Source organism: Pseudonocardia acidicola, from assembly GCF_012911935.1.
Lineage (GTDB): Bacteria > Actinomycetota > Actinomycetes > Mycobacteriales > Pseudonocardiaceae > Pseudonocardia > Pseudonocardia acidicola.
Map to the genome: position 1 here is coordinate 26,144 of NZ_JAAXLA010000017.1, position 15,458 is coordinate 41,601.

Sequence of the window (15,458 nt, forward strand, 5' to 3'; positions counted from 1 at the left end):
CGCGAAAACGTATATACGTAGGGTAGTTCACGATCTTGCACATCTCTCGGCGGTGTCGCCCATCGCTACACAGCGAATCCGCTGGGTTACGTATATACGGAGACTGTGCGGATATTGCGTAATCGTGATCTCGGCCATACAGTCGGGCCCGATCTTCCCGGGGCCGGCTGGTCGGTACCCGGAGCGAGACCGACGGAGGCGATGTGGCCGACTCTGATGCCGATCCGAACCCCGCTCCGGGCCCGCTGGCCGGGCTCCGGATCATCGATCTGACCACCGTGATCATGGGTCCGTACGCCGCGGCCATCCTGGGCGACCTGGGTGCCGACGTGATCAAGGTCGAGGAGCCGGCCGGGGACATGGCCCGCGGCATCGGGCCGCGCCGCCACCCCGGGATGAGCGGCCTGGCGCTCAACCTCAACCGCAACAAGCGCAGCGTCGCGATCGACCTGAAGGCGCCCGAGGGTCGAGAGGTGCTGGCCGACCTGGTCCGCGGCGCCGACGCCGTGCTGACCAACCTGCGGCCGGCCTCCCGCGAGCGCCTCGGGCTGACCTACGAGGCCCTGGCCGCGGTGAACCCCGGGGTCGTGCTGTGCACCGCGCAGGCCTTCCGCACCGGCTCCGACGTGGAGAACCTGGCCGCGTACGACGACATCGTGCAGGCGCGGTCGGGGATGACCTCGCTGTACCAGCGGGCCGGTGGCGAGCAGGGTTACGCGCCGTTCGTGGTGGCCGACAAGGTGTGCGGGCTGACCGTCGTCTACAGCCTGCTGGCCGCGCTGATGCACCGCGAGCGCACCGGCGAGGGCCAGTGGGTGGACGTCCCGATGGTCGACACCATGATCGCCTTCAACCTCGTCGAGCACCTCAACGGGCACACCTTCGAGCCGCCCGAGGGCGGCTTCGGCTGGACCCGGGTGCTCACCGCCAACCGGCGCCCGCAGCGCACCGCTGACGGCTGGGTCTGCCTGCTGCCCTACTCCGACCGCAACTGGCGGGACTTCTTCGACCACATCGGCCGCCCTGAGCTGGGTGCCGACCCGCGGTTCGGCACCGTCGACCGGCGGCACGCGAACATGGCCGCACTGCTCGACGTCGTCGCGGCCGCGGCCGCGGAGCGCACCACCGCGCAATGGCTGGAGTTCTGCGCCCGCGTGAGCATCCCCGCGACTCCCGTGATGGAGCTCGAGGACGTCCCCGACGACCCGTACGTCCGCGAGGGCGGCCTGGTGACCACGGCGATCCACCCGACGGAGGGCCGCTACCGCGCGGTGTCGACCCCGGCCCGCTTCTCCCGCACCCCGGGCCGGCTGCGCCGGCACGCCCCCCGGCTGGGCGCCGACACCCGCGATGTCCTCGCCGAGGCCGGGCACACCGTCGCGCGCATCGACAACCTGCTCGCCGCCGGGGTCGCCTACGCCGCCGGCGAGCCCGCTGCGCTCGAGGCGGCGGGATGAGCGCGCCGGTGCGGCCGGGACCGACCCGGATCCCGCGGAACGCGCCGCGCACGGCCTCGCAGGCCGGCCTGCGCCCGGCCCTGCGCGCGGCGCTGCAGCCCTCCGTGCAGCGCGCCCACGAGCCCGAGGCCGAGGGACTGACGCGCGACCCGGCGGCGCGCACCGAACGGTTGCTGCTGGATGCCTACCTGCGCTCCCGCAGCCGGCTCGCCGGGCGGCCGGTGACCTGCGTCAGCGAGCGGACGATCATCAGTAACCCGGTGGCGGCCCGGCTGTTCCACGGGGTGAGCCAGGCGATGCTCTGGGAGCAGGCCGCCCGGGCCATCGCCAGCGGCCGGGCGGACTCGTGCGAGTTCCCGCTCGCCGACGGTCGCACGGTCGTCGGGGTGTGCCGGCCGATCGACGACCACGGCCGGGTCATCGGCGCCGTCATCGAGGCCGCCGGCTGCGACGAGCCGCCCCGCGGGGCGCCCACCCGGGTCCGGGCCACGGTCGGCGCGGGCGAGTTCGCCGGGCTGGCCGGGCAGGGCGAGCAGTGGCGGGAGATGTGTGCCGAAGCGGTGCACGCCCGCGACAGCGGCCTGCCGATACTGGTCCGCGGTGAGGTCGGCACCGGCAAGCTCAGCCTGCTCACCGCGCTGTTCGGCGCCGAGCGGGTGCGGGTCATGGACGCCGCGCTGGTGCCCGTCGACGGGTTCACCGCGTGGGCCCGCGAGCTGCGCGAGCGGCTCGCGGAGCCGGGCGCGGTCGTCGTGGTGCGCCGTCTGGAGTGCCTCGAGCCACCCGCCGCGCAGACCGTGTGCAGCCTGCTCGACCTGGCCCACCCCGACGTCCGGCCGGCCGGCACGCTGACCCTCGGCGCCGGCGCGGGGGAACCGTTCCGGCCCCTGCTGCGGCGCTTCGCGGTGGCGACCATCGACGTCCCGGCGCTGCGCCGGCGCCTCGACGACCTGCCCCAGCTGCTGGCCGCGCTGAGCCTGCGGGTCGAGGGCCGGCCGCGGCGCTGGATGCCCGAGGCCGTGCAGGCACTGTCCCGGTTGGAGTGGACCGAGAACATCCGCGAACTGGAGAACGTGGTGCGCCGGGTCATCGCCGGCTGCCCGGCCGGCGACATCCGCGCCCGCCACCTGCCCGACGAGGTGCTGACCGACGCCCCGCGCCGCCGGCTCACCCAGCTCGAGCAGCTGGAGTTCACCGAGATGCTGTCCACGCTGCGGCGCACCGGCGGCAACAAGAAGGAGGCCGCACAGATCCTGGAGATCTCCCGGTCGACGCTCTACCGCAAGATGCGCCAGTTCGGGATGGATCTGACTCGCAGCGCGTTCTGAGGGGCCGGAGGCATCTCAGCCGGGCGGCGTGACGGCCGCGCGGAGCCGCTCGAGGAAGGGCAGCTGGCCCTTCACCAGCTTGCTGCGCGCGGCCTCGAGGTCGAACCAGGCGGCCCGGTCGATCTCGGGAAAGCTGCGCAGCGTGCCGGAGCCGCGCGGCCACTCGATCTCGAAGGTGTTGCTCTGGATGTGCTCGGCGTCGAAGTCCCCGTGCACCGCGAACGCGGTGACCTTCTTCCCTCCGGACTGGGTTACCGTGCCGAGGTCGACGTGCGGCCCGGGCGGTGGCGGCGCGCCGAGTTCCTCGGTGAACTCGCGGGCCGCCGCGGCCCGCGGGTCCTCGCCGGCGTCGTGCTCGCCCTTGGGGATCGACCAGGCGTGGTCGTCCTTGCGTGCCCAGAACGGCCCGCCCATGTGCCCGAGCAGCACCTCGAGCCGGCCGGGTCCGGTGAACCGGTAGAGCAGGATCCCCGCGCTGAGTCGCACGTCGTCATCCTGGCCGGTCCGCCGTCCGCCCACGCTCGCGCAGCGTCCTGAGGCGTGCATCGCCGCCTCGCGCGCCGACGCGCCGATTGACAGCAGAGTTCTCTTGCGAAACTCTGCACGTCATGGAGTGGACCGGGCAGCGCTACGCCGACACCCCGACGGTGCAGGCGCAGACCTACGTCGAGGCACCGCCGCAGCGGGTGTGGGAACTGGTCAGCGACATCGAGCTGATGCCGCAGGTCAGCACGGAACTGCAGTCGGTGGAGTGGCTGGACGGGGCGACCGGGCCGGCGGTGGGCCACACCTTCCGCGGCCACAACGCGCACCAGGCCATCGGGGAATGGTCGACGACCTCACACGTGATCGAGTGCGAGGCGCTGCGGGCGTTCGCCTGGGCGGTCGAGGACCCGGCCTGCCCCACCGCGGTCTGGCGGTTCACGCTGCAGCCCGAGGGCCCGGGGACGGTACTGCGGCAATGGATGCAGATGGGGCCGGGCCGGTCGGGGCTGAACCTGGCGATCGACCGGATGCCCGACCGGGAGCAGAAGATCGTCCACGGGCGGCTGTGCGAGATCGAGGCGGGCATCGAGAAGAACCTGGCCGAGATCAAGAGACGGGCCGAGACCGCGTGATGCGCACGGCCACCACGGTCGAGGCCTCGGGCGGCGCGAGCTGGCAGGAGACGCTGGACTTCGTGCTGGAGGCCGAGAAGCTCGGGCTCGACATCTGCTGGGTGGCCGAGGCCTGGGGCTCAGACGCGCCGTCGCCGCTGGGTTACCTGGCGGCCCGCACCGACCGGATGCTGCTCGGCTCCGGAGTCATCCAGCTCGGCACCCGCACCCCGGTCGCGATCGCGATGACGGCGATGACGTTGGCCTACCTGTCCGGCGGCCGCTTCCTGCTGGGTCTGGGCACCTCGGGGCCGCAGGTCATCGAGGGCCTGCACGGCGTCCCGTTCGCCAAGCCGCTGGCCCGGATGCGGGAGACCGTCCAGATCGTCCGCCGGGTCTTCACCGGGGAGAAGGTGACCTACTCCGGCGACCGGTTCCAGATCCCGCTGCCCGGTGGGGAGGGCCGCCCGATGCGGGTCACCGTGCCGGCCGCCGCGGAGATCCCGATCTACCTGGCGACGCTGTCGCCGAAGATGCTGCAGCTGACCGGCGAGGTCGCCGACGGCTGGCTCGGCACGAGCTTCGTCCCCGAGGGCGCGGACGCCTACCTCGGCCATCTCGACACCGGACTGGTCCGCGCCGGCCGCACGCGCGCGGACATCGACATCTGCCAGGGCGCCGAGGTCGCCTTCGCCGACGACCTCGACGACCTCGCCCGGCTGGTGGGCCGGCGCAAGTCCGAGCTCGCCTTCAGCCTGGGCGGGATGGGGTCGGCCGCCACCAACTTCTACAACGACGCCTACAGCCGCCAGGGGTGGGCCGAGGTCGCTGCGCAGGTCCGCGAGCGCTGGCAGGCCGGCGACCGGGACGGGGCCGCGGGCCTCGTCACCGACGAGATGGTGCTGGCCACGACGCTGATCGGCACCGAGGACATGGTCCGCGAACGGCTGCGGGTATGGCGCGCCGCCGGCGTCGACACCGTCCGGCTCTACCCGGCGGGTGAGACACTCGACGACCGGCTGACCACGCTCGGCCGCGCCCTCGACCTGGTCCGCGCGGCGGGCTGAGCGGGTGGCAGCGGACCGCGCGAGGGGCGTCACGCCGCGGCGCCGCCCCGCTGCGGGAAATCCGGGACCTCGTCCAGGCCGGCCGGCCGGTCGCCGACACCGAACCCGGTGTCGTGCCACCAGCGGTGCCAGCATCCGGGGCACTGCACGAACACACGCCGGCCCTCGGCGCCCAGCAGGAACCGCCAGTGCGTCTCGCAGCTGCGGCCCGCGGCGCAGGCCGCGCAGTGGACCTGGTCGTCGCAGCGCGGGCAGGCCACCCAGACGCGGCGGCCGATGTCGGCCTGCGGGTCACGCATCGAGCACGCCCGCCTCGACCAGCATCCGGTAGATCTCCTGCTGTTCGGCGTCGAGCCCGCTGTAGAGCATCCGGCGGGCCTGGGTCTCGGCGGCCAGCGCTGCGCCCGGATCCCAGTCGGGGGTCGCGGCGAGGACCGCGGCCAACCGGGTGTTCTCGTGCGCGGCCATGTCGAACGCGTAGCCGGGGAGGTCGTCGGGGTGTTCGGGGAGCTGGGGGAGCAGTCGGTCCACCCCTCGTGGGTACTACCGGTCGGGCCTGCCCAACCAGACGGTCGTGACCGACCCGATTGTGTAACCGCACACACCCGGCCGGTTCATGGCCCGAGGATCTGCCGCAGGTGCAGGTTGGCGAAGCGGCGGTCCGGGTCGAGCCGGTCGCGCACGGCCACGAAGTCGTCGAAACGCGGGTAGGTCTCGCGCAACCGCGCCGCGTCGAGGGAGTGCAGCTTGCCCCAGTGCGGCCGCCCGCCGACCGACCGCGCGATCTGCTCCACGGCGTCGAAGTAGGCCCGATGGTCGCGGCGCACATGCTGGTGCACCGCGATGTAGGCGCTGTCGCGCTGGTAGGCGGTGGACAGCCAGACGTCGTCGGCGGCGGTCACCCGCACCTCGACCGGGAACGCGATGTGCTCGCCGCTGCGCCGCAGCCAGCCGTCGATCTCGGTGAGCACGTGGCGGGCGGCCTTCCGCGGCACCGCATACTCCATCTCCCGGAACACCACCCGGCGCGGCGAGGCGAACACCCGGTAGGAGCGGTCGACGTACTCCCGCGCCGAGAGCGCCCGCGCGGCGAGGGCGTTGACCCGCGGGATCATCGACGGGCGGGCCGCGCACAGCCGGTTGGTCCACTCGAACACGGTGTTGGACAGGAACTCGTCGTCGATCGCGCGGCGCAACCGGCCCAGCGGGCGGGCAGGCCCGCGGCTGTGGTTGTTGCGCTTGGTGAGTACCCGGCGGGTGTGCGGGAACCAGTAGAACTCGGCGTGGTCGTTGGCCGCGGCGAGCTCGTCGAAGCCGTCGAGGACGTCACCGAGCAGGCCCGGGGCCTCCGTGGCGTGCAGCAGGAACGCGGGGACGCACTGCAGCGTCACCGTCGCGATGACACCGAGCGCGCCCAGGCCGATCCGGGCCGCGGCGAACACGTCCGGGTTCTGCTCGGCGGAGCAGTCGAGCAGCGTGCCGTCGGCGAGAACCAGCCGCAGGCCGCGGACCTGGGTGGCGAGGCCGCCGAAGCGCGCCCCGGTGCCGTGGGTGCCGGTGGAGATCGCACCGGCGACGGTCTGCCCGTCGATGTCGCCGAGGTTCTCCATCGCCAGCCCGAGCGCCCACAGCCGCTCACCGAGCTCGTGCAACGTGGTGCCGGCGAGCACGGTGACCAGGCCCGCTTCGATGTCCGCACGCAGGATCCCGGTGAGTCGGCCGAGCCGCACCGCGACGCCGTCGGTCACCGCGATCGGGGTGAACGAGTGTCCGGAGCCCAGCGCCTTGACCCGGAGCCCACGCGCGGCGGCCTCCCGGACGACGGTCTGCAGTTGCGCGACGGAAGCCGGAGAAGCGAACAGTTGTGGCCGCGCGTCGGCGGTGCCGGCCCAGTTGGACCAGAACGGCCCGTCGCCCCATGCCACGACTCGAAGGGTCCCATCCGGCGGGACCCGTGACATCCTCCGTGCCAGGCCCACGAGGCTCGCCCAGGTGTCTGATGTGACCTGGAGCACCTAAGCTCGCAGTCCCAGGTGTGACGGCGAGGAGGCCGCGATGAACCGACGGGACATCGAGTTCGACGCCGAGGGTGTTCTCCTGCGGGGCTGGTTCTACCCCGCCGAGGGGGCCTCCGGGCGGGCGCCGACCATCGTGATGGCGCACGGGTTCTCTGCGGTCAAGGAGATGTACCTGGACTCCTTCGCCGAGGTGTTCGCCGACGCCGGCCTGAACGCGCTGGTGTTCGACAACCGCAACTTCGGAGCCAGCGACGGCGTGCCGCGCCAGGAGATCGACCCGTGGGCGCAGGTGCGCGACTACCGGCACGCGATCACCTGTGCGTGCACGCTCGACGAGGTCGACCCGGTCCGGATCGGGATCTGGGGCACCAGTTACTCGGGCGGGCACGTGCTCGTCGTCGGCGCCATCGACCGGCGCGTGCGGGCTGTCGTCGCGCAGGTCCCGCTCGTCAGCGGCTCGGCCAACGTCGGCGAGCTCGTCCGCTCCGACTTCCGGGCCGGGTTCCGGGAGATGTTCGACGCCGACCGTGCCGCCCGGTTCGCCGGCGACCCGCCCGCGATGGTGCCGGTGGTCGATGCCGATCCGCTGGCCCCCTCGGCGCTGCCGACGCCGGACTCGTACACGTGGTTCACCGAGACCGGCAAGACGCGGGCGCCGTCCTGGCGCAACGAGGTCACGCTGCGCACCGTGGAGATGCTGGGGGAGTACGAGCCGGCCGGCTACATCGGCCGGATCAGTCCGACGCCGCTGCTGCTCGTCGTCGCCCGGGAGGACGTCCTCACCCCCACCCATCTCGCCATCGACGCCTACGAGCGGGCCCGGGAGCCGAAGAAGCTCGTGATCCTGCCGGGCGGGCATTTCGATGCCTACGTGAAGGGGTTCGAGGGCGCGAGCGCGGCGGCCCGGGACTGGTTCGTCGAGCACCTGCTGGTCTGACCGCGGTTCAGCTGAACCGCCCGGTGTGGCCCTTGACACACTTGTCGCCGGCTGTTGGACTGCTGGCATGCTAGCGGGCCAGATCGGGGGGTAGTCACGATGGAGATCAGGTTTGCCAAGGGCGTCACCTCCCGGCAGGGGCGGACCGGCTGGCCGGAGGGGACCGTCGAGGACGAGCACGGCCGCGGCGGGTTCTTCGGTGAGGTCTCGATGCTCTACCGGTCGCACCCGCCGACGCGCTGGACCCGCATCGAGGGCGACCTCAAACCGCGGGCCATGAACTCCCTGCGGGTGCAGCCGACCGACCAGATCGACCCGGCCGGCATCCCGGAACGGATCCTGCACAACCCCGACGTGCACCTCTACGTCTCCCGGCGCCGCGAGCCCATGTCGTACTACATGCGCAACGCCGACGGCGACGAGATCCACTTCGTGCACGAGGGCCGGGGCACCGTGGAGACCGACTACGGCCCGCTGCCCTACGAGACCGGGGACTACGTCGTCATCCCCAAGGGCACCAACTACCGCGTCGTCCCGGACGTGCCGGACAACTTCTTCCTGATCATCGAGTCGCGCACGGGCCCGGTCGGCTTCCCGGACCGCGGCATGTTCGGCCAGCACGTGCCGTTCGACTTCGCGCTGCTGCACGCCCCGGACCCGCAACCCGCGCCGCCGGAGACCGAGCCCCGCGAGTACGAGATCCGGATCAAGCGCGCCGACCGGTGGACGCGCGTCTACCACGACTTCTGCCCGCTCGACGTCGTCGGCTGGACCGGCAACCTGTGCGTCTACAAGCTCAACGTGCGCGACCTGCGCGGGCCGTCGTCGGACCGCACCCACCTGCCGCCGGTCAGCTACGCGACGTTCCAGTGCCCCGGGTTCTGGGTGGTCACGTTCCAGCCCAAACCGTTCGAGACCGCGCCGGACGCCGTGCGGGTGCCCAGCTACCACCGCAACGTCGACTACGACGAGGTCATCTTCACCCACTCCGGCCGGCTGATGTCGCGCTCGGAGGAGTTGGGCACGGGAACGGTCACGCTGCACCCGGCCGGTATCCACCACGGCCCGAACCCGAAGGCGTTCGAGGCTGCGGAGAAGCTGGACCGGATGGAGGCCTATCTCGTCAACGTCGACTCGGAGAAGCCGCTGGCGTGGACCCAGGCGTTCATCGACGCCGAGGACCCGGACTACTGGGCGACGTTCTCCGACCAGGCGGTCCGGGTCGACGGCGGCCGCGCATGACCGTGGGCGGCGCCCGTCCGGAGGACAACCAGACCGACACCTACCTCAAGCGCACCCGGTACACCACGTTCTCGTCGCTGCCGGCGGGTTGCGCGGCCGAGATGATCAGTCTGTTCGCCACCGACGGCGCCGAGACCCGCGGCATGCTCTACGCCCCGGCGGGCGCGTCGCGGACCGTCGTGTGCTTCTCCCACCCGCGCGTCGACGTGCAGCGCCACTTCCAGATCCGGCACTTCCTCGACGCCGGGTACGCGGTGTTCGCGCACAACAGCCGCTGGCTGGGCAACGACGTCGCGACCACGCACGAGCACCTGCTGCTCGACATCGCCGGCGCGCTGCGACACCTGCGCGGCGAACGGGGTTTCGGATCCGTCGTGCTGCTGGGCACCAGTGGTGGCGGCTCGCTCTACGGCTTCTACCAGGCCCAGGCCGCGACCCCGCCGCAGCAGCGGCTGCGCGACCTGCCCTCGGGCGAGCCGATCGACCTGCCCGGCGAGGACATGCCGGTCGCCGACGGGATCATCCTGTCCGCGGCGCACACCGGCCAGGGTGCGCTGCTGGGCCGGATCATCGACCCGTCGGTCGTCGACGAGGCCGACCCGATCGCCGTCGATCCCGCACGGGACATGTTCGACCCGGCCAACGGGTTCCGGGAGCGCCCGGCACAGAGCCGCTACAGCGCGGAGTTCCTCACCGCCTACCGAGCGGCCCAGCACGAGCGGGTGCGCCGACTCGACGCGATGGCCCGGGCCGCCGTCGCCGAGCAGCGCCGCTACCGGGACATGCTGGCCGAGCCCGGCGCCGAGCAGCTCTCCACCAGGGCGAAGGCGGAGATCCGCCGCCGCGCGGTGGCCGCGAAGTACATGGTCGTGTACCGGACCACGGCCAACCCGGCCTACCTGGACCTGCGGATCGAGCCCAGCGACCGGGTGCAGGGCGGCATCTGGTCGGCTCAGCCCGAGATGGACAACTTCGGCGAGTGGGGGCTGGCCCGGCTCGTCACTCCACGGGCCTGGCTGAGCACCTGGTCGGCGATCTCGTCGCGGGCCCGCCTGGTCGACAACGCGGCGGCACTCGACATCCCGTGCCTGGTCACCACCGGCACCGCCGACCGCGACATCTACCCGTCCGACAGCCGGGCGATCCACGACGCCGTCCCGCACGCGGACAAGTCGCTCGTGATGATCGAGGGCGCGGACCACTACCTGTTGCCGTCGGGGGAGCGGGGCGCCGGCCGGGACACCCGCGCCGAGGCGGCCGACCACGTCCAGAAGTGGATGCGGGAGCGCTTCGAGGCCTGATCACCGCGCACGCGGAGACGAAGGAGTCACCCATGCGGTTCGGGATGCTCAGCATCTGCGACAACGACCCCGCCCAGCGGTCCAACCAGCAGTTCTACGCCGAACTGCTGGACCAGATCGTGCTCGCCGAGGAACTCGGCTACGAGGACTTCTGGATCGCCGAACACCACTACAGCAACTACGGCGTCGTGCCCTCACCGGCCGTGCTGCTGTCCGCCGCGGCCGCCCGCACCAGCCGGATCGGGCTGGGCTGCGGGGTCAGCATCCTGCCCTTCCACGACCCCGTGCAGGTGGCCGAGGACTACGCGATGGTCGACCTGATCAGCAACGGCCGGCTGGTCTTCGGAGCCGGCCGCGGCTTCCTCATCCACGAGTACGAGGGCTTCCGCATCCGTGACCAGGACGAGAGCCGCGAGCGCTTCGACGAGTCGCTCGACATCATCCGGAAGGCTTGGACGGGGGAGCGGTTCAGCTATCACGGCACGTACTACCGGGTCGACGACGTGCGGATCAACGTGCTGCCCGTGAAGCCACCGCCGATGTACATGGCGGCGCTGAGCCCGTCGAGCTTCGAGCGGGCTGCGGCGCTCGGCATCCCGGTGGCCGGGGTCAGCGCGACGCTGCGCACGATGGACCGGATCGAAGAACGCATCGGCACGTTCAAGCGGTTGTGGGCCGAAGCCGGCCGCGACGCGTCGACGGTCGACGTTCCGATGACCTGGTACACGTTCGTCGTGCCGTCCAAGGACCGGGCGTACTCCGACGGCGGCCGGCAGCTCATCGACTACTACCGCAGCATCGGCAGCGTGTTCGATCCCCGGCGCATCAACGACCCGGAGGGCCGCAAGGTCTACGAGGAGCTCTACGCGTGGAACAACACGGTCACCTGGGAGCACATCGAGAACAACACCGACGTCGCGATGATCGGTGACCCGGAGACGGTGATCGCCAAGCTGGAGAAGGCGCGCGCGGCAGGCGTGGAGAAGGTGCACTGCTTCATGAACTTCGGCAACCGCCCGCACGCCCAGGTGGCCGCGTCCATGGAACTGTTCGCGAAGGAGGTCATGCCGGCGCTGCGGTGAGGGCGGTCACGAGCGGGGGATCGGCGCGTTCCACCGCCGCCACAGCGCGAGGATGCGCAGGGCGGCGACGAGCGCGGCGCCGACCAGGGTGACCGGGACCGGTGGCAGCCCGAGCCGGTTCCCGGCGACCACCACGCCGGCCCCGGCCGCCGCGGCCAGCGCGTAGATCTCGCGGCGCAGCACCAGCGGGATCTCGTTGAGCAGCACGTCGCGCAGCACGCCGCCGCCGATCCCGGTGATCACGCCGATCAGCCCGGCGGTGACGACCGGAGCGGCGGCGTCCAGCGCGACGGCGGTGCCGGTGGTGGCGAACAGCGCGAGCCCGAGCGCGTCGGCGAGTTGCACACCGCGGCGCAACCGGGCGACGGTCGGATGGAACCGGAACACGATCAGCGCGACGACCAGCGGTGTGAGCAGGTAGGGCCACTGCCGCAGGGTGGTCGGCGGGGTGATGCCGAGCAGCACGTCACGGGTCACCCCGCCGCCGAGCGCGGTCACGGCGGCCAGCACGACGACGCCGAACACGTCCAGTCGGGAGTGCACCGCGGCGAGCGCCCCCGAAGCGGCGAACACTGCGACCCCGAGCAGGTCGAGCAGCACGATCACACGGGGAGGGTAGCCCGGTGCTCGGAGGGGCAGACCTGGTTGCGCGCACCTGCGCCGGACTGTCGGAGGCGTCCGACATCATCGAACGTATGTTCGATGACATGATGACGGCCGAGGTGGAGTCCGAGCTGGTCGGCATGGCGGGCCACCTGGCCGCGGGAACCTGCCGGCTCCTGCAGCTGATGGCCGAGTTCGATCGCCGTGACGGGTGGGCCGGCCACGGCGTGCGGTCGTGCGCACACTGGCTGAACTGGCGGGTCGGCATGAGCCTGCGCACGGCGCGCGACCATCTGCGTGTTGCGCACGCCCTCCGGGACCTCCCGGCGACGACGGCGGCGTTCGCCGCGGGCCGGGTCTCCTACTCCAAGGTCCGTGCACTGACGCGGGTCGCGACGGCGGACAGCGAGGAGTCGCTGCTCGCGATCGCGCTGAACGGAACGACCTCACAGCTCGAGACGCTGGTGCGGGCCGCACGGGCGGGTGCCGACGCGCGGCCGGTCGCGGCCCGTCGCTACCTGCGGTGGACGTGGGCGAGCGACGGGTCGCTGGTGCTGCGCGCCCGGATCCCACCCGAGCAGGGCGCCGTCGTCATCGCGGAGATCGAGGCGGCGACGGCGGGCGGCGGCGGTTCAGCTGAACCGCCCGATGCTCCGCAGCCGGCACCCGAACCGTCGGCCGAGCACCATCACGCCTGGCAGGAGGCGCAGCAGGAGCAGGCGGCCCGCGGGGCCGAACACGCTCCGGGACCGGCGCTGGATCCGGTGTCGGCCCGCCGCGTCGACGCCCTGCTCGCGCTGGTCGCCGGATCGGCCACCCCGAAGGCCGAACGCCTGGTCGTGCACCTGCGGGTGGATGACGACGCCACCTCCGCGGCCGGGCGCCCGCTCGCCGAGATCGATGCCGGGTCGATCGGCGGCGTCCCGATACCGGTGTCCACCGCCGCCCGCATCACCTGCACGGCCGACGTCCAGGCGTTGCTGGTGGACCGCCGCGGCAACCCGCTCTACCTGGGCCGGAGCCGCCGGCTGGTGTCGCGGGCCCAGCTGCGCGCGCTGCGTGCCCGGGACCGCTATCGGTGTGCCTTCCCGGGCTGCACCCACCGCCGCCACCTCGAGGCGCATCACGTCCGTCCCTGGCTGCGGGGCGGGCCGACCGACATCGACAACCTGCTGCTGCTCTGCGGGTTCCACCACATGCTGGTGCACGACCACGGTTACCGCATCACGGCCGCCGAGGGTGGGTTCCGCTTCGCCCGGCCCGACGGCGTGCCGGTGCCCGACGCCGGCGCACCGCCGCACGGCGCCGTCGCGGACCTGGTCGCCCGGCACGCCCGCCGCGGCATCGACGCCCGCACGATCACCCCGGACTGGGGTGGCGAGCGCCTGGATCCCAACCCGATCCTGGCCTGGCTGATACCCGAGTTGCGGGAGCGCGCGGCCGCGGCCTGAGGCGTCACGCCGCGGTGGGGACCAGCCCGAGCGGGGGGTCCTCCGGGCGGACGCCGGCCCGGAACCGCGCGACGACCTCGTCGGTCACCTCCGCAGCGGTGGCCGGGTTCCACCGCGGTGTGCCGTCCCGGTCGATCAGCATGGCGCGCACCCCCTCGGTGAAGTCCGGCCAGCGCACGCAGCAGCGGGTCAGCTCGTACTCGGTCTCGAGCGCGTGCTCCAGGCTCGGGACGGTGCGCGCCGCGCGGATCGCGCGCAGCGCCATGGTCCCTGCGAGCGGGGCGCCGCGGCCGATGGCCTCGGCGGCCTTGCGGGCCTCGGGACGCCCGGTCCGGTGCAGCGCGTCGAGGATCGCCGGGACGTCCTCGGCGGCATAGCACGCGTCGATCCACTCGCGGTCGATGGCGAGCGCGGGAACGCCCGGGTCGACGGCGAACTCCCCGGCGATCTCGGCGGCGTCGAGGCCCGGCGCCGGCTCGGCCAGCGCGGCGACGAACTCACCGAGCCGTTCGGGTGCGACCGCGACGTCGGCCAGCCCGCAGTAGACGGCCTCGGCGGCCGACAGCCGGGCCCCGCAGAGCGCGGCGTGCAGGCCGATCTCGCCCGGCGCGTGCGCGAGCAGCCAGCTGCCGCCGACGTCGGGGACGTAGCCGATGGTCACCTCGGGCATGGCGATCACGGTCCGCCGGGTCACCACCCGGACGCTGCCGTGCGCCGACACCCCGACGCCGCCACCCATCACCACGCCGTCCATCAGCGCGATGTACGGCTTGGGGTAGCGCGCGATCCGGGCGTTGAGTCGGTACTCCTCGGACAGCAACACAGGAGCCCCGTGCCCGCCGGTGGCCGCGTCGTCGGACAGGAAGCGCACGTCGCCGCCGGCGCACAGCCCGCGATCACCCGCACCGTCGATCAGCACCGCCTGCACCGCGTCGTCGTGTTCCCACGCGTCGAGGGCCGCGGAGATGGTGCGGATCATCGGCAGGCTCAGCGCGTTGAGCACCTGTGGACGGTTGAGCGTGAGCCGGCCGAGCACGCCCTCGCGCCGGACGATGACCTCGTGGTGGGCGCTCATCGGGCCGCCGCCAGCACTCCGGGCAGCTCGTGGGCGGCCTCGGCCAGACTCGGCCCGTACCAGGTCAGCAGCCGGCCGCTGACCAGTGCGGGCGGCACCCCGGGGAACGCCTCGGGGCCGTCGTCGGCGGTGAACAGGTAGGGCTCGTCGGGCAGCACGACGAGGTCGTGGTCGGGTAGCGCGTCCGGGTTGAAGCGCGGGTAGCGCTCCGGGTCGTCGGCCAGCACGTTGTCCACCCCGAGCCGGGCCAGCACCGCGCCGGCGAACGTGTCCCGGCCCAGCGCCATCCACGGCTTGCGCCAGATCGGGGTCACCGCGCGGCGGCGTTGCGCGGGCTCGGGCAGCGCGGCCCAGGCGTCGCGGGCCTTCCGCAACCAGTCGGGTTCGTCGAGCCCACAGGCCGCGAGCATCCGGGCGAGCGAGTCGAACGCGCCGTGCTCGCCGTCGAGGGTGCGCACGTCGGTGACGTAGACCGGGGCCCCGGCGGCGCGCAGCGCGTCGAGGTCGGGCAGCCGGTTCTCCTCCTGGTTGGCCAGCACCAGGTCGGGCGTCAGGGCGATGATCGCGTCGACGTCGGGGTTCTTGGTGCCCTTGATCCGTGGCACGTCGAGGTCGGCAGGGTGGGTGCACCAGTCGGTGGCGCCGACGAGCAGTCCGGGCGCGGACGCCGCGACGGCCTCGGTGAGGGACGGGACGATCGACACCACCCGGCGTACCTCGGCCGGCACGGTGACCTCGCGCCCCTCGTCGTCGACCACCGTACGCACGCTTCGCTCGCTCACGGCCTCAGACCGTAGCCG

16 protein-coding genes are annotated in these 15,458 nt (G+C 72.7%); 9 read left to right on the top strand and 7 right to left on the bottom strand.

Annotated elements, in window-relative coordinates:
• Positions 1 to 203: 203 nt before the first annotated feature.
• Complete coding sequence (locus HF526_RS11530) at positions 204 to 1,457, top strand: CaiB/BaiF CoA transferase family protein (RefSeq protein WP_338051411.1); 1,254 nt, start codon at positions 204 to 206, stop codon at positions 1,455 to 1,457.
• On the top strand, positions 1,454 to 2,785 hold the full coding sequence (locus HF526_RS11535) for a helix-turn-helix domain-containing protein (protein WP_169381384.1): 1,332 nt from the start codon (positions 1,454 to 1,456) through the stop codon (positions 2,783 to 2,785). Before HF526_RS11530 ends, HF526_RS11535 begins: the two co-directional genes overlap by 4 nt.
• 15 nt (positions 2,786 to 2,800) lie before the next feature.
• On the opposite strand, the gene HF526_RS11540 is transcribed toward HF526_RS11535, so the two are convergent.
• Complete coding sequence (locus tag HF526_RS11540) at positions 2,801 to 3,271, bottom strand: NUDIX hydrolase (protein ID WP_338051412.1); 471 nt, start codon at positions 3,269 to 3,271, stop codon at positions 2,801 to 2,803.
• Positions 3,272 to 3,393: 122 nt separating this feature from the next.
• On the opposite strand from HF526_RS11540, the gene HF526_RS11545 reads away from it, so the two are divergent.
• Complete coding sequence (locus HF526_RS11545; protein ID WP_169381386.1) at positions 3,394 to 3,903, top strand: SRPBCC family protein; 510 nt, start codon at positions 3,394 to 3,396, stop codon at positions 3,901 to 3,903.
• Positions 3,903 to 4,949, top strand: a complete 1,047-nt coding sequence (locus HF526_RS11550) for an LLM class F420-dependent oxidoreductase (RefSeq protein ID WP_169381443.1) — start codon at positions 3,903 to 3,905, stop codon at positions 4,947 to 4,949. The genes HF526_RS11545 and HF526_RS11550 overlap by 1 nt, the downstream gene beginning before the upstream one ends.
• Before the next feature lie 29 nt (positions 4,950 to 4,978).
• Here HF526_RS11550 and HF526_RS11555 read toward each other — a convergent pair whose 3' ends face one another.
• The 3 genes from HF526_RS11555 to HF526_RS11565 form a co-directional block, all read right to left on the bottom strand.
• Positions 4,979 to 5,248 (bottom strand): hypothetical protein, encoded by a 270-nt coding sequence (locus HF526_RS11555; RefSeq protein ID WP_169381387.1) that lies wholly within the window; start codon positions 5,246 to 5,248, stop codon positions 4,979 to 4,981.
• Positions 5,241 to 5,480 carry a DUF6400 family protein gene (locus tag HF526_RS11560; RefSeq protein WP_169381388.1) on the bottom strand — a complete coding sequence of 80 codons (240 nt, stop codon included), beginning with the start codon at positions 5,478 to 5,480 and terminating at the stop codon, positions 5,241 to 5,243. The genes HF526_RS11555 and HF526_RS11560 overlap by 8 nt, the downstream gene beginning before the upstream one ends.
• Before the next feature lie 83 nt (positions 5,481 to 5,563).
• A complete protein-coding gene (locus tag HF526_RS11565; RefSeq protein WP_338051413.1) occupies positions 5,564 to 6,874 on the bottom strand; it encodes a D-arabinono-1,4-lactone oxidase in 1,311 nt (436 codons plus the stop codon).
• Positions 6,875 to 7,004: 130 nt separating this feature from the next.
• Between HF526_RS11565 and HF526_RS11570 the strand changes: the two genes are divergently transcribed.
• From HF526_RS11570 to HF526_RS11585, 4 genes are all read left to right on the top strand, one after another.
• Complete coding sequence (locus tag HF526_RS11570; protein ID WP_169381390.1) at positions 7,005 to 7,904, top strand: alpha/beta hydrolase; 900 nt, start codon at positions 7,005 to 7,007, stop codon at positions 7,902 to 7,904.
• 99 nt (positions 7,905 to 8,003) lie between these two features.
• On the top strand, positions 8,004 to 9,146 hold the full coding sequence (locus tag HF526_RS11575; protein WP_169381391.1) for a homogentisate 1,2-dioxygenase: 1,143 nt from the start codon (positions 8,004 to 8,006) through the stop codon (positions 9,144 to 9,146).
• A complete protein-coding gene (locus tag HF526_RS11580) occupies positions 9,143 to 10,447 on the top strand; it encodes a serine aminopeptidase domain-containing protein (protein ID WP_169381392.1) in 1,305 nt (434 codons plus the stop codon). The genes HF526_RS11575 and HF526_RS11580 overlap by 4 nt, the downstream gene beginning before the upstream one ends.
• Positions 10,448 to 10,479: 32 nt before the next feature.
• Entirely contained in the window at positions 10,480 to 11,529 is a 1,050-nt protein-coding gene (locus HF526_RS11585) for an LLM class flavin-dependent oxidoreductase (protein WP_169381393.1), read from the top strand.
• 6 nt (positions 11,530 to 11,535) lie between these two features.
• Here HF526_RS11585 and HF526_RS11590 read toward each other — a convergent pair whose 3' ends face one another.
• The gene (locus HF526_RS11590) at positions 11,536 to 12,135 is read right to left on the bottom strand and encodes a TRIC cation channel family protein (RefSeq protein WP_169381394.1); all 600 of its coding nucleotides are present in this window, start codon (positions 12,133 to 12,135) and stop codon (positions 11,536 to 11,538) included.
• A gap of 89 nt (positions 12,136 to 12,224) precedes the next feature.
• Here HF526_RS11590 and HF526_RS11595 point away from each other — a divergent pair, with 89 nt between their 5' ends.
• Positions 12,225 to 13,583, top strand: a complete 1,359-nt coding sequence (locus tag HF526_RS11595) for an HNH endonuclease signature motif containing protein (protein WP_169381395.1) — start codon at positions 12,225 to 12,227, stop codon at positions 13,581 to 13,583.
• A 4-nt stretch (positions 13,584 to 13,587) separates the two neighbouring features.
• On the opposite strand, the gene HF526_RS11600 is transcribed toward HF526_RS11595, so the two are convergent.
• Both HF526_RS11600 and HF526_RS11605 read right to left on the bottom strand, forming a co-directional pair.
• Entirely contained in the window at positions 13,588 to 14,658 is a 1,071-nt protein-coding gene (locus HF526_RS11600) for an enoyl-CoA hydratase/isomerase family protein (RefSeq protein ID WP_169381396.1), read from the bottom strand.
• On the bottom strand, positions 14,655 to 15,440 hold the full coding sequence (locus tag HF526_RS11605; RefSeq protein ID WP_420821608.1) for a helical backbone metal receptor: 786 nt from the start codon (positions 15,438 to 15,440) through the stop codon (positions 14,655 to 14,657). The genes HF526_RS11600 and HF526_RS11605 overlap by 4 nt, the downstream gene beginning before the upstream one ends.
• Between the last annotated feature and the right edge of the window lie 18 nt (positions 15,441 to 15,458).

Excerpts from the sequence above, each read along its gene's own strand:
- HF526_RS11535 (WP_169381384.1), top strand. The coding sequence starts at position 1,454 with ATGAGCGCGCCGGTGCGGCCGGGACCGACCCGGATCCCGCGGAACGCG.
- HF526_RS11545 (WP_169381386.1), top strand. The coding sequence starts at position 3,394 with ATGGAGTGGACCGGGCAGCGCTACGCCGACACCCCGACGGTGCAGGCG.
- HF526_RS11550 (WP_169381443.1), top strand. The coding sequence starts at position 3,903 with ATGCGCACGGCCACCACGGTCGAGGCCTCGGGCGGCGCGAGCTGGCAG.
- HF526_RS11555 (WP_169381387.1), bottom strand. The coding sequence starts at position 5,248 with ATGCGTGACCCGCAGGCCGACATCGGCCGCCGCGTCTGGGTGGCCTGC.
- HF526_RS11570 (WP_169381390.1), top strand. The coding sequence starts at position 7,005 with ATGAACCGACGGGACATCGAGTTCGACGCCGAGGGTGTTCTCCTGCGG.
- HF526_RS11575 (WP_169381391.1), top strand. The coding sequence starts at position 8,004 with ATGGAGATCAGGTTTGCCAAGGGCGTCACCTCCCGGCAGGGGCGGACC.
- HF526_RS11580 (WP_169381392.1), top strand. The coding sequence starts at position 9,143 with ATGACCGTGGGCGGCGCCCGTCCGGAGGACAACCAGACCGACACCTAC.
- HF526_RS11585 (WP_169381393.1), top strand. The coding sequence starts at position 10,480 with ATGCGGTTCGGGATGCTCAGCATCTGCGACAACGACCCCGCCCAGCGG.
- HF526_RS11595 (WP_169381395.1), top strand. The coding sequence starts at position 12,225 with ATGTTCGATGACATGATGACGGCCGAGGTGGAGTCCGAGCTGGTCGGC.
- HF526_RS11600 (WP_169381396.1), bottom strand. The coding sequence starts at position 14,658 with ATGAGCGCCCACCACGAGGTCATCGTCCGGCGCGAGGGCGTGCTCGGC.